Below are 12,714 nucleotides of genomic sequence, written 5' to 3'. Positions count from 1 at the left end.
TAGAGGTGAGAAATTCTATTGGTAACAGCTGGTTAGGTAGAGGAGAGTGCGGATAACGGTTTTGGGAAATCGCGCGTACGCACACAATTAGGTGAAGGTGGGAATGGTTTTGTATTTCTTTTCGAAAAGAATGGGGTTGAATTTGCTATAAAATTCTTGAAGCCTAGTAGTGAAAGTAAAGAAAAACGTTTTAAAGATGAGTACTTTTGCGCTATGCAAATTCCTACTCACCAGAACCTTGCGCAATCGTATCACTTTGATTTTGTTTCACTAAATGAAAGCCAGTACTATATTATAATAATGGAATATTACCCTAGTACTTTGAGTAATATGGGTTCTATTGTTGAAGAAAGCGATGAGATAAAAAATGAAAAGGGATGGAAGTTATTTTTAGACTTGGTAAGAGCTGTTAAACATTTGAATGATCATCATATTATCCATCGAGATATAAAGCCGCAAAACATTTTCTATTCCAATAATAAATTTGTTTTAGGTGATTTAGGTATCGCTCATTTTGATGAAGAAAACTTTGCAAAAGAGTCTAAAACAAAACCTTCAGAGAGACTTGCTAATTATTCATTTAGCGCTCCTGAACAGGTGGATAGTAAGACTAAAATAACAGAGGCTAGTGATATCTATTCAATTGGACAAGTTATCCAATGGTATTTAACTGGTTCTAGTATTCGAGGGTTAGGAAGAAAAAGATTTTCTAGTTCAGAACCTTTAAAAAATTTGAATAATTTAGACCAAATTGTTGAGGTTTGTCTAAGGGATGATCCTAAATCTAGGTTTCAATCTATCAATGATATTAAGGAGTTTAATGATAAATTAAACGCTGTGCCAGAAAGAAATATCTGGAAGAAAATGTATGATATAGATGAAGCTATTAGATGTTCATTCCCTAAGATACGTAATTATTATCATGCAACTGAATCAAAAGAAATTGAAAGATTTATTAAAAACTTTAATTCTATTTGCAAGGCAGAGGAATTTTGGTACATGAATTTGGATGGTGGTGATAATACATATCAACCTCTAATAAAACTAGAGGGAGAAAACAAGTGGCTTTTTTGTGGTCAAGAAGAGTTAACGATTGAACAGTTGATTGTTTATAAAGAYAGCCATTTTCTATACAAGAATTTCTTCGTTATACTTGTCTCTCCAGAGAAGCCTTTTGATATTGTCGATAATAATGGTTGTCATATAGAAAGAAATGTTGATATTAATTATCGTGACCATGCGGTTCTTTGGGGTGATAAATATATTGAACCAACAGAAGTAGAAAACGGCTACTTTGATAATGGTAGTGAAATAATAGAAACTGATCCGGAATTATTTAGTTACAGGTTAAGACACCTGAAAAAATATGCATATATTGTTGTTCCACAAGGTACAGCAACGTCAATAATGACTGATCGCAGTCCAACAGAAGAATTTCTGGCGTCTGTTGTAAAACACTCTAAAATGACAGATTCAGCGTTGAAAGACTATAAAGATAAAACGAGAAATCATCATAGTACGGAAATAACTAAATATGATTAATTTTATGAGCATATGATCTTCATCGAATATTAAAATATAACAAATAAGAATAAGTATCGCGCAGCCGACACTTTATTTGGGTGTTGAATAAGCCCGTTTCTTTATTAAGTAAATAGCACGAATGCGTATAGGTAGGTGCTGCGTCTGGCACCTTTTTCAGCGCGAGCGCAGCCAAGAAGTGAGTAGATAAGGACTCACTTCAATACGTTACGTTAACGATGTGGTTTTTGCTGGTTTGCTCTCCTGTGCTAAGGTCATTTTTCTTTTTTGCGATAAGGACCGACGTACTTTGCGGCCATGATGAGGGTATCGTGGCCGAGCTTGTTGAATTCTCTGGCCCAATAATATGTTCCACTAAGGGCTTAAATACCTATGCACATCGTAGGAATATTTGCTAATTTAGTCAGTGGTTTAGCGCGTGAAATGGATTTATGGCGAATGACTTTTCCGTGGTCATCTACCGCGTGAAGAGAAAAGTGGTGCTTGGCGAGATCAACGCCACAAAAGAATTGAGCAGACATGGTTACCTCCGGTAATAAAGGCCGCACCTAAGTTTGGCAGATCTTCAAGAGGGGGAATCCATGTCATTCGTTATGCCCTTCCCAAGTCCAGGTAGGTAAGTATGGATATAGTAATCTTATTGCTTCAGATTGGATTCTTGGTTGGAGCAGGTTTGATCTGGCTATGGTTAAAAGGTCTGCCGGACTCGATGCATCGACGGCAGGAGCAATTACTCCAAAAAGAGTTGTCGAGTGAAATTGAGAATTTGCGGGCCACTCTTGCCGCCGAATTGGAGCTTTTGAAAATAGCTCATACAGAGCTGCAGGCGAAAAAGTCAGAGCATTTTATAAAGTTCGGTAATTTACAAAGGAAAATGCTTACAGATAAAGATTTCCTTGTAAAGGTCAAATCGCAGAATGCTAAGGCTATCAATGAGCTGAACTCACAAGTGATGGAGCTGGGCACTGGCCTTTTTTTCTTTGCCTCAGATGAGGCGGTAAGAGACTATGGCGAGTGGAAAGCTAAATCCAGCAGAGGTGAGCTAGACGGAATAGAATTGCTACGGACACTCGGTAAGTTGATGGTGGTGCTTCGCCGTGACCTTGGCTACGTTGATACGGTTTTAACCGAAGATGACTTTTTGAAACTATTCATCACTGATTGGCATACATACCAGACAGTTCCTGACACTGATGACAAGCAGGCATAACCAAGCAATTAACTACGCGCCTGCGGCGCCGGACGCTCGTTCCTCGCGCCGGTTATTGCGGCGTTAAATGCTGAAGGAGTTGCGTGGATATTTTTAACAATCGAGAGATTGCAATAGGGTTTTGGCTGCTAGCAATTTCAGCTTATGCGCTTCTGTCTCCCAAGATGGTTGAAGTCAGAAGCTCATTTAAACACTTATTATCGGCGTTCTTTGTAAAGCAGATTATGTCAGTACTCGGCTTGATGGTCGCGTATATGATGTTTGTTGTTTACTTCCTGTTTGAAATGGACTTGTGGAATACTGAACAGATAAAAAATACCATATTTTGGTCCATATCTGTTGGTTTTATGTCCCTTTTTAAGATCGAATCGATTAAGAAAGATAAAAGTTTCTTCAAGAATTCAGTGCTAGATAATTTAAAATTATTGACGATCCTTCAATTTGTTTTGGGTGTGTATACTTTTCCTGTTTGGATTGAGATTATCTTGGTGCCAGTTTTTATGTTGATCGGTGCCATGACAGCTATCGCTGAAACGGACAGAAAATATCATCAAGTCAAAATTCTACTTGAGTATTTTCTATCTATATTTGGCATTATCTTGATCGTATACTCGTTATATATGTTGACCACGAACTTTAGTGAGTTTGGTAACGAGAACACGGCTTACGACTTCTTTATTCCACCATTGCTTACGCTCTTCTATTTGCCATTTGTATTCTTTATGTTGGTTTACTCAACGTATGAACAGGTTTTTATTCGTTTGCAATTTTCCATTAAAAATAACCTGTATAGAAATTTGGCGAAAATATATTCGATAATTTTATTTAACTTTCGAATGAGTTTACTTGACCGTTGGGCATACCATGTCGCAAGGATAAACGTTGAATCACACGATGATTTAGTAGAGTCCTTTAGACACATGTTAAAGGTAAGGAAAGCGGAATCAAATCCTATGGATGTTCCTGCTGACTTAGGGTGGAGCCCCTCTCTGGCAAAGGAATTTCTTTTATGTGAAGGGCTTAGTACTGGGTCTTACAATAAGCTATTCGAAGAAAACTGGTTTGCTTCATCTCCAATGGTAGAATTTAGTGATGGTGTTATCCCTGACAATATTGCTTATTATGTTGAAGGTTCTGAAGATGCCGCGAAGCTTCTTAAGCTTAAAGTAAACGTGAATGACGCTGCCAGAACTCGTCAGGCATGTGAGAAGTTAGAATCGATGGCGGAGGTTCTGACTACCTCTAGCTTAGGCCGTTCTTTATCCGAAGAGATGAAAATTGCTATTTCATGTTGTGATCCATATGCTGAAGAAATAGAAGGTAAAACAGTCGTGTTGGAGGTAGAAAACTGGCCGAGTAATAAATTTAACGGGTTTGTTCTCAAGTTCATGATATCAAGCATTTAACAAGCGCTGCTGTCGCGAAAATTTCCACTGCGCTCTATTTTTACCGCAGATCTAGACGTTATGCGTATCAGAGGAAAATAAATTGTTTAAACATATAGCTGTGCTACTTTTGATAGTTTTTCTGACATCTGGCGTTTTTGTATTTAAATTTGGAGTTCCTATCGACGCATCATCTTGGGCAAACCTAGGGTCATTTTCTGGTGGTACTACTGCTGTCTTTATTGCTCTTTATGGAGTCATATATACGATCTTTCAGCATAGACATGCTAGACCTAAATATACTATCGAAGATCATATCCAATTGATGAGAACATACAAGTCTGCATATAGCGGTGGCTATACGAATAAAGGATATGAGTTTTTAAAATGGTTGTGGCCGAATGCAGTTAAGCAGTTAACCAAAGATGGGAAACCAACAGTTGATGATGTTCTGAAAAACACTAACTTAAATGAAATGGCCCAATGGAAACGTAGTTTACTGAAAATTGAACTCAACTTAATAGATCAGGTTGTAAATGAAATGCATAGAGATGAACTAAAGCTAGCTTGGTTATATTGTCTAATCAATGAACTTCCTAAAAAGTATAAAATTGCAATAGAACCCAAATTGTCTGAACTTCCTTTGACTGAGAGTGAGAAAAGTCTTTTTGACGCTGTAAAAAATGCATAGCAGGAAGTTTAAGAGTGATTCTGGACTTAACTCGTTTTACTGGACATACATCGAACAATGAAGTCGGTTACAGGGGCTCTTGATATCTATTCAATCTATCCAAGTGGCGCAAAGAGTATCGAGATGGAGGGTTTTGTATGGTCAAGTCTCTAAAAAACTGGCAAGGCTTGCAAGCAGAATAGGAGAGAAAGAATGAACGAAGAAATATCGATAGAACACGAAGGTGTCGTCTATACGGCAGAATATTCAATCTTTGATGATGTGCTCACGGTTTATCTGCCAGATGGGAGCACTAGTGACACTGAGCTAAGAGGCCTTAAGCCTGAATCAACGGCAAGGGCTCATCTTCGTGCTTACATCAAGAAAAACACTTAAAAAACTTCAGCAATCCCTCCTACTAAGGTAGTCCACGCTCTGCGCCTTGTTGGGCTCAGCTTTGCCAGCAGTTACCTGAAAGCTTCCCCATTTCATCTTCGCCTGTGCGAGGCTTTGGAGTTTGTTCGGCGTTGACCATATCAAATTTCCAAAAATACAGTTATTCACAGAACTCCAAGTAAAAGCGCATCTGTCTTCAAGACAGATGCCATTCGTTGGTTCGGGTGATGATTGCCTTTCCGCCTGCAGAGATGCCTTTAAGCACCTTTAAAAGCTCGTCTTCGCTGTACATGGACGTTTTCACCACGCCTGTATCACTATCAAAAGCTAGCTCATAATGAGGGGCTATAGCTTGTTCTGTGCGCTTGCAGAATACGCCACCCATCAGATCTGTAAAGCTTTTCCAGTTGCCTTTGTCGGCTGCGTCGTGAATGTCCTGCACTAGCTGACTTTCTGCCATCATTGCCTTTAAGCGGCGTAATTCACGCCAAACCGTCACCGAACATCCTCCCAGTTGTTGAAACTGGCGAATGCTCCAACATGCCGCCCATGCATCGACGCGCGCCGCTGCACATTTCGGGTCTTCACCGTAGATACCTGCATCAAGATGATCACCGTCGATGTTCTTTGAAATGTATTTCGCGATATACCCCGTTGCTGAGCCCTTGTTAGGGTCAATCTTCACTTCCGTAAAGCGGTGCTGTTCGGCGCCTGTTTCGTCGCCATCTTCCCGTAAAGCGTAATCTCTCATGGTAGTGATGAGGGTGTCATAGTGGGCAGGTTCGACGAACAACAATAAATGCCAATGGGGTGTACCGTCGTGCTGTGGCTCCACAACCCGAAAGCCATAGAATCGCACATCCTCGCGCTGTAGCTTGGCACGCATAAGCTTCCAAATATCATTGAGATAATCCTGAGCCTCAGCAGGCGTATAGCCTCCCCATTTTGGATTTTCATCGCCCGTTGTCGCATAGCTGCGGTGGTATTTAGACGGGCAAGTAATAGTGAGAAAGGTCGCCACATGGCCGAGCTCATTGGCTAGGTCTTCAAAACCTCGCGCCCTCACCATGAGCTCAGTTTTGCGAATTTTCGGATCAGCGACGCCTTTTTTCGACAACTCTAGCAGGCTAAAACTTTGTCCTAGTTGATTGGTAACAGTCGTATTTGCAAGGTATTGCTCTTGGTGAAACTTCTGAGAAGCGCGGGCGCTTAAGGTTTCTTCAGAGCAGTAGATAGACTTGCGACGATTCACCTCATTGAGGTGTCGCATCACGGTTTCAATGTTCTTGCGCTGGGCTTTTCGAAGTTTGCGCAGCCACCATGATTTATCGGACATACGACGCAGCCGACCTTCTAGGGTGTATTTTTCCTCATCGGGAGGCAGCACGCCAAAGCTGGCACAAAGGGCGTGTAGGGTAGCGGTTGTTTGCTGTTCGTCCCCCATTAATTCACGCCTAATCGCCAGTGCGGAATCAACAAGGTTTTCCGCCTCTTCTCGCAAGGCATCTTCTGAGATATTGAGGTTTAGCTTTTCGGGCGACACGGTGAGCTTGCTCATCAGGCTGTCGGTGAGCTCGCGTAGGTAGGTGTTTCGCGCTTGCTTGTTGGAAATGGCGCGATAATGTTTGAACAGGATTTTTTGCGCTTTATCCGGCAAGCGACAAAGGCGCTCTTTCACGAACGCCTTATCATCCCAGTCAATTTGAGCAAATTCAGTTTCAGGAATGGCTAACATCTAATGCCCTCCCTGCTGGTGTGAGCTCAAAAACATACCACTTAATACCGTAGGGGTAGGTGGTTCGGTACGTGATGAGCTTTTCTCGATAGAGCTTAAAGACTGTGCGTGGGTTTAATTTCATATCAAACCCTGTTGAGCCAATGTATCCGGCCTGATTGACGCGATAATCGGCACATAGCTCAAACCAATGGCCCGCTTGCATCGCACGGATAACCGATTGTTGATGTTTATTCAGCTTAGGCATGCTCACGCTCTCCATAGCTGAGGTGTGCCTGTTTGCGGTGCTGATCTAACCAGTTATCCAAATCTTCTTTTAGGTAACGTACCGCTCGGCCAATTTTGATAAATGGTGGCGCTTCGGTGCGGTTGAGTCGGTGGCCTTCCATACGTGATTGACGCAGGAAAGAACGGCTCATGCCGATATAAGCAGCGGTTTCTTGTTCTGTGTATGCGCGTTTTTGGGTGTGTTCAGTGTGCATAACGATATCTCCGTGTGTTCGTTGGGAGATACCGTAACCGTCCCAACTAGCTTGGGATGCTGGTTGGGACTCTGGTTGGGAGAGTTTTTAGCTAAAGCGTTTTACGTACCGCTGAGACGTAGTTGCAGAAGGTTTTATAACGCAACCTTCTCATCTTATCTCCTCGGCCAAACCATTCGATATCGTCATGGTTTATTTCCGAAATGATGCCGTCTTCGTCAATCTGGTGAGCGTTGTTTTCATGATCTCGCCTAACGGCATACCATACCTTGAGAGCGTCAGCGTCTCGATCCCCTGCCAATACTTTTCGAATCATGATTTTGAAGGGGTTGGTTTCAATTTTGCTGATATCAGGGACAGAAATGCTTCGGCCTGTTTCGCCCTCAGGGCGTAGGTCAAAGGCGGCATTGACGGTCTGTAAATCAAACCGCAATTGGTCAGCCTCTATTGTTAATGGCTTGGCCTCTAGCGCCCTACCTGTTTTGGCTAGGGCGTCCCATAGGCCTGAAAACCCCTGACGATTCCATTCCTCTGGGCCTGCTTGGGCCAATTGCCTCGCTTCTTGCCCATAGGTTGCCTTGGTGCCTATGGCCCCATAGGCCATAAAGGGGGCCATAGGCCTCTGGGGCAGGGAGGATACCTGAGTAAATGGGCCGTTCTCGGCGTCTGGGAAATCGTTTTTGACCTCCCGCCAGTGGCTTACGTGGTCAGGTTCCAATATTTGGGCGTGACGAATAGGGGCGGTTTTTGAATGAATACAGGCTATTGACTGGTCTTGTGTTAGGCCTATTACGCCCTTGTAGGCGAACAGGTTTGCCAGTGCAGGCCTATGGCCCTCTTTGGCCGCAAGCATCGCCCCCATCGATTTTTCATCTACCCATGCGCACAGGGAAAGCTCCCCTTGCTCGACAGCGGCCAATAGGTCGCCTTTGGTGATAGGGGTGACATCGTGGATTTCATCTAGGCGGTAAAAGCGACGGTTTTGCATCTAATACTCTTTATCTGTTATTCCAATTAACATCTATTAGCCACCAATAAGGCTAACAGCCGCAGCCTTATGCTCTGGTGCTAGGTGGGCATATCTTAGCGTCATTTTTAGGTCGGCGTGGCCTAGTAGCTCCCGAACGGTATTGAGGTCGACGCCTGCCATCACTAGCTTACTGGCAAAATGGTGTCGGAGGTCGTGGAAGTTAAAACCTTCAATATTTGCAAGCCCTAATACGGTTCCCCACGGCTTTTTAACGTCGGTAAGCGGTTGGCCGTTTTTGCCCTCAAAGAGGTAGGTGGCCTCGGGATTTTGCTCTCGCCAGCTTGCCAGTGTGTTATAGGCCTCATTGTTGAGTGGTACTATGCGGCCTTCTTTTGATTTTGCATTCCCGCCGCGCACTTGAAGATAGCGTTCAGAAAAGTAGATATCACGCCATTCGAGGCTGAGTAGTTCGCCTCGGCGTAGCCCTGTGTTGATAGCTAGCAGGATAAGAGGCTCTACATAATCCACGAACGTGACATCATCTAAGCACGGATACAACGAATAATTACGTATAGCCCGATGCTCATTGGCCGAACGGCGAGCTAGGCGAATATCTTGGTCTCGATGCTTGATAGCATGCCGTAATCGCTTCTCTTCCATGTCGGTGAGATAGCGTAGGCGGGTATTGTCGGCCTTGATGGCTTTCACTTTGGTCAGTTCGTGTGATTCGATTAATCCCCATTCAACGGCGCGAGATAATGCGCCTTTAAGTGAGTTCACACTGTGATTAATTGTCGACGCAGCTTTACCCTTTTTCCGTTGCTCACTTCGCCATTTCTCAACTTCCCATGCGGTAATTTGGTCGAGCTCTTTATCCATCAAAAACGCAAAGCGGCTTTTAATGTGGTTTACAATACGCTGGGCCGTTTTCGGGTTACGGGTTTGCAAGTAGGGGAGGTATCGCTCGTCTAGGTAAACGGGTAATTTGAGGTGTTTGCGGCGTTGGCTTTCTTGGCGTGCTTGCTTCCTTTCATCATGCACGTTGTTCCCTTTGGCAACGTCACCTGCTTTTTGTTTAGCAAGGTCACGCGCTTGAGCTGGGGTTAGGTCGTACGCCGTTCCGAGCTTGTAGTTAACTTGTTTGCCATCATGTCGGTAGTAGAGGTAGTAAACAATGCGCCCCGTTGCTGAGATACGAGCATGAAAGCCATGAATCTCGGTATCGTTGATGCGTTTATCCTCAACCGAAAACTGTTTGATACTGCTCGCGGTGATCTTCTTTTTAAGAGGCATGATGCTTTGCGTCCTTGGTGTCTACCCATCGATTCTGTGTAGCATATATGTAGCAAATCAATCATACTTCCATGAATTTTGATGAACAAGGAAAAACAAAGAAAACGGCGTAAATACATGATATTCTTGGGTTAAGTTGTTCTTCTTTGTTCACTCCGATTCATGCAAAAACACCCAAAAAGCGTCTCATAATCGATTGGTCCCCAGTTCAAGTCTGGGAGGGGCCACCAGTCATAGCAAGGCGTAGCAGGTTAGTACCTACTACGTCTTTTTTGTACCTGCCGATTTTTAGTCAAACACTTAGTCAAACAAGAACGCACTACTCTTGCTGTTTCGCATCAAAATAAATCAGGTGATAAATCGATAGCTCAAGACGCTGGATTAGGGGGAGAAGAATAGAAAAGCCCCAATAGCTGCGTTTGCAAGGGCTCCAATTGCCCAAGGAGCGCACCTTCTATCAGGGCTTAAATTCGTTGGTGACAGCTAATCTAGCTCAGTATTCACAGCTTATGAGCAGAAACGCTTACTAGGTGAACACAAATGGCATATAGCCGATAGATCCTCCGAGAGGATTGTGCGAACTATAGAAAAAGTCCCAATGGCTGCGTCGGCTTGGGCTCCAATTGCCCAAGGGGCGCTCCTTCCATCGGGACCGAGCCACAAAACTAGTGCCCAAACTAAGTCTTGTCAATCGAGACTGGTTTAGCATGTATTTGAAGTGACTATTTATCGATATAGGGCTGATGTCCGCTAACCTAACCTTTCGCTGTGCCAAAGCCCACCTTTGTATCCATATCACAAAACCTGTGCCATCTAACATTTTAGATAACAGCGCACGAAAACCCACACACGGCTTGATACACTCATCTACAAATCTGCCAACTCAATGGCGTGTTAGGTGCCGACAACTGATCGGCGGTAGCATGGCTAAACACTGGATACTTGACCAGCTTATCGGCTAGATACAGCCAAAAGCGTGCGCGTTTATCCGTGACAGATTCACACTATCCCAGAATGGATGATTAAAAGAGTCGATAAGTCATACGTTTACAGATTCATGCTTGGGGATAGTGTGAATACCAGAATAGAGATAGGCGGCATGCACACTTTCGCGGAAGAACAATATCCATTAGAGGTGAGAAATTCTTTTGGTAACAGTAAGTTAGATAGAAAAGAGTGCGGGTAACGGTTTTGGGAAATCGTGCGTGCGCACTAATACAATGTTAAGCAATAGAAGGAGTACCACACTTGATTGACGAGAGTAATCCTGCGGGAAGATTGCACAAGATATTGTCGGATGCGAAAAGACGAAAGGATCAGGAAAAAGTTCGGGAAGTTTGGGCATCTGTGCTAGATATTGAACAGGATGAAGTGGTAATTACTAAAGCGGTTGTGGAGCTATACTCTCTTTCAAATGAGATTCAATCTCTAATAAAGATGAACAACCAGTTGAATCACCAACTGTACTTGAAATCATTCAATCAGATCAACCGAGCATTTTTCCCACTTAACTTGGGCACTAATTGGAGTTCAGTCAAACAACACCTCACCGATGAGGCACTTACAAGATTACAGTTTTGCGCTGAAGAATTGTCCACATTTTATACGGAAGATACGTTATCGGAAGAGGACTTAGCGGAAATAATTTCGAAAACGGAAGCTTTGTTTGAATCGGTATTTAATTCATCTCTTCCAGACGTTCTGCGATTGGCGCTCCTTGAAGAAGTGGAGCGCTTAAGAAGCTCAATAAGCATGTATAGAATTAAAGGTGCTAAAGGGCTTAAGGAATCGCTACAGGGAACTATCGGAGCTGTAGTAGCTAACCAAGAGGAACTAAAAGAAACAGCATCCCAAAATCCTGACGTGCTACAGCGATTAGGCGAGCTCATTGATAAGCTGGACTCATTCACTGCTAGAGCTCTCAAGCTGAAAAAAATGGTAACCAAACCCATCCGCTATTTGCTAGAAAAAGTAACAGATGCGGATCTAGCGGATGGCGATTATGAAGTGGAATCCGATGCTTAACAAAGCATTGCAGTGGACAAGCCGCTGAATGCGGCGTTATGCCCTTTCAGGTCGGGACACCTAGTATGGAATTGAGCACTCCGGCAGCTATGCCATTTACGCGGGAAGCAGCGCTCAAAATGCTGAAGTGGGGTACAGAGCCAGCGACATCTCCTTACTCCCACAAGCAAATTGCGGAGTGGTGCGATAGATTCTGGTGCAAGTACCTCGATGTTGATGCGGAGCCAGAAATTGAGTCGTTACTGCCAATCCTCACTGATGTGGAAACTCAGTGGGATCTATATCTGGCGAACACCCATTCACTTGAGGAGCTCCGAGCAAAAAATTTCGAGGAAGAGCAAATGCCTACGGAGTGGTTTCGTGATTGGCTCCAGCAACTGGCATAACCAGGTGGTCAACGGGACGCTGACTACGCTGCGCTCCGTTGGCGCCCATTACCACTAGCGTTATGTGTCAAATTTAAATCAAGAAGGAAAGGTTATGCACGAGAAGAAAGAATTTAGTGACTGGTTTGACAAACTCCCACCTGAAGCAAAAAACAAATTCAAAACTGGCTTAAAGAAAGCGTTTGATTATGAACCTAAAGTCGCCATTTTTGGTAAGACTGGGGTAGGTAAATCATCCCTCACAAACGCCCTTTTTGGGAAAGATGCATGCCCTGTTCACGATGTAGAAGCGTGTACCAGAGACCCTAAAGAAGTTTTCATGGAGCTAGATGGAAACTCAAAAGGCATAAAACTGTTAGACGTGCCAGGGATTGGTGAAAATAAAGCACGCGATGAAGAGTATTTCCGACTATATGCGGAAATATTAAAAGAAGCTGATATGGTTTTGTGGGTATTAAAGGGAGATGACAGAACTTTTAGTTCTGACGAAGACTTTTATAAAACTTGTATGAAACCATACATGGAAAAAGGTAAGCCTTTCGCTGTGGCGGTTAATCAAGTTGATAAAATAGAACCGTTTAGAGAGTGGGATATTAACGAGTGTAAGCCTGGCCCTACTC

At 43.5% G+C, this 12,714-nt stretch carries 12 protein-coding genes, 1 tRNA gene and 2 pseudogenes; 9 read left to right on the top strand and 6 right to left on the bottom strand.

Annotation, left to right across the window (positions count from 1 at the left end; all coding sequences use genetic code 11):
- Positions 1-90: 90 nt before the first annotated feature.
- Positions 91-1,542, top strand: a pseudogene (locus BZJ17_RS14170) (protein kinase); the annotation flags it as partial.
- Positions 1,543-1,792: 250 nt separating this feature from the next.
- Here BZJ17_RS14170 and BZJ17_RS17480 read toward each other — a convergent pair.
- Positions 1,793-2,063 (bottom strand): annotated as a pseudogene (locus BZJ17_RS17480) (IS110 family transposase); the annotation flags it as partial.
- Positions 2,064-2,164: 101 nt separating this feature from the next.
- Between BZJ17_RS17480 and BZJ17_RS14160 the strand changes: the two are divergent.
- From BZJ17_RS14160 to BZJ17_RS14145, 4 genes are all read left to right on the top strand, one after another.
- Positions 2,165-2,752: a hypothetical protein gene (locus BZJ17_RS14160; protein WP_077641146.1), complete on the top strand. Its 588-nt coding sequence runs from the start codon at positions 2,165-2,167 to the stop codon at positions 2,750-2,752.
- Positions 2,753-2,835: 83 nt separating this feature from the next.
- Entirely contained in the window at positions 2,836-4,158 is a 1,323-nt protein-coding gene (locus BZJ17_RS14155) for a hypothetical protein (protein ID WP_077641145.1), read from the top strand.
- Between the two features lie 82 nt (positions 4,159-4,240).
- Positions 4,241-4,828 carry a hypothetical protein gene (locus tag BZJ17_RS14150; protein WP_077641144.1) on the top strand — a complete coding sequence of 196 codons (588 nt, stop codon included), beginning with the start codon at positions 4,241-4,243 and terminating at the stop codon, positions 4,826-4,828.
- 192 nt (positions 4,829-5,020) lie between these two features.
- The gene (locus BZJ17_RS14145) at positions 5,021-5,203 is read left to right on the top strand and encodes a hypothetical protein (protein WP_077641143.1); all 183 of its coding nucleotides are present in this window, start codon (positions 5,021-5,023) and stop codon (positions 5,201-5,203) included.
- Positions 5,204-5,399: 196 nt separating this feature from the next.
- On the opposite strand, the gene BZJ17_RS14140 is transcribed toward BZJ17_RS14145, so the two are convergent.
- The 5 genes from BZJ17_RS14140 to BZJ17_RS14120 all read right to left on the bottom strand — a co-directional run bounded on the left by BZJ17_RS14140 (position 5,400) and on the right by BZJ17_RS14120 (position 9,683).
- On the bottom strand, positions 5,400-6,938 hold the full coding sequence (locus tag BZJ17_RS14140) for a replication endonuclease (protein WP_077641142.1): 1,539 nt from the start codon (positions 6,936-6,938) through the stop codon (positions 5,400-5,402).
- Positions 6,922-7,185, bottom strand: a complete 264-nt coding sequence (locus tag BZJ17_RS14135; protein ID WP_077641141.1) for a hypothetical protein — start codon at positions 7,183-7,185, stop codon at positions 6,922-6,924. The genes BZJ17_RS14140 and BZJ17_RS14135 overlap by 17 nt, the downstream gene beginning before the upstream one ends.
- Positions 7,178-7,420: a helix-turn-helix domain-containing protein gene (locus BZJ17_RS14130; RefSeq protein ID WP_074213514.1), complete on the bottom strand. Its 243-nt coding sequence runs from the start codon at positions 7,418-7,420 to the stop codon at positions 7,178-7,180. Before BZJ17_RS14130 ends, BZJ17_RS14135 begins: the two co-directional genes overlap by 8 nt.
- A gap of 91 nt (positions 7,421-7,511) precedes the next feature.
- Positions 7,512-8,408: a hypothetical protein gene (locus BZJ17_RS14125; protein ID WP_077641140.1), complete on the bottom strand. Its 897-nt coding sequence runs from the start codon at positions 8,406-8,408 to the stop codon at positions 7,512-7,514.
- A 36-nt stretch (positions 8,409-8,444) separates the two neighbouring features.
- The gene (locus BZJ17_RS14120) at positions 8,445-9,683 is read right to left on the bottom strand and encodes a site-specific integrase (protein WP_077641139.1); all 1,239 of its coding nucleotides are present in this window, start codon (positions 9,681-9,683) and stop codon (positions 8,445-8,447) included.
- Positions 9,684-9,812: 129 nt separating this feature from the next.
- On the opposite strand from BZJ17_RS14120, the gene BZJ17_RS17230 reads away from it, so the two are divergent.
- The 4 genes from BZJ17_RS17230 to BZJ17_RS14105 form a co-directional block, all read left to right on the top strand.
- Positions 9,813-9,913: transfer RNA gene (locus tag BZJ17_RS17230), tRNA-Met, on the top strand.
- 1,018 nt (positions 9,914-10,931) lie between these two features.
- A complete protein-coding gene (locus BZJ17_RS14115; RefSeq protein WP_077641138.1) occupies positions 10,932-11,708 on the top strand; it encodes a hypothetical protein in 777 nt (258 codons plus the stop codon).
- Between the two features lie 65 nt (positions 11,709-11,773).
- The gene (locus BZJ17_RS14110) at positions 11,774-12,094 is read left to right on the top strand and encodes a hypothetical protein (protein ID WP_198534176.1); all 321 of its coding nucleotides are present in this window, start codon (positions 11,774-11,776) and stop codon (positions 12,092-12,094) included.
- A 94-nt stretch (positions 12,095-12,188) separates the two neighbouring features.
- Positions 12,189-12,714 (top strand): GTPase (locus tag BZJ17_RS14105; RefSeq protein ID WP_131826813.1); only part of this gene is annotated, 526 nt, incomplete at its 3' end.

This window comes from Salinivibrio sp. IB574, from assembly GCF_001996205.1.
GTDB classification, from domain to species: Bacteria; Pseudomonadota; Gammaproteobacteria; order Enterobacterales; family Vibrionaceae; genus Salinivibrio; species Salinivibrio proteolyticus.
The sequence above is the reverse complement of the archived record's forward strand: the minus strand, read 5'-3'. Positions and strand labels throughout refer to the sequence as shown.

Bases quoted from the DNA above. Each gene is read 5' to 3' on its own strand.
- BZJ17_RS14160 (WP_077641146.1), top strand. From the start codon at position 2,165: ATGGATATAGTAATCTTATTGCTTCAGATTGGATTCTTGGTTGGAGCA.
- BZJ17_RS14145 (WP_077641143.1), top strand. From the start codon at position 5,021: ATGAACGAAGAAATATCGATAGAACACGAAGGTGTCGTCTATACGGCA.
- BZJ17_RS14140 (WP_077641142.1), bottom strand. From the start codon at position 6,938: ATGTTAGCCATTCCTGAAACTGAATTTGCTCAAATTGACTGGGATGAT.
- BZJ17_RS14135 (WP_077641141.1), bottom strand. From the start codon at position 7,185: ATGCCTAAGCTGAATAAACATCAACAATCGGTTATCCGTGCGATGCAA.
- BZJ17_RS14130 (WP_074213514.1), bottom strand. From the start codon at position 7,420: ATGCACACTGAACACACCCAAAAACGCGCATACACAGAACAAGAAACC.
- BZJ17_RS14125 (WP_077641140.1), bottom strand. From the start codon at position 8,408: ATGCAAAACCGTCGCTTTTACCGCCTAGATGAAATCCACGATGTCACC.
- BZJ17_RS14120 (WP_077641139.1), bottom strand. From the start codon at position 9,683: ATGCCTCTTAAAAAGAAGATCACCGCGAGCAGTATCAAACAGTTTTCG.
- BZJ17_RS14110 (WP_198534176.1), top strand. From the start codon at position 11,774: ATGGAATTGAGCACTCCGGCAGCTATGCCATTTACGCGGGAAGCAGCG.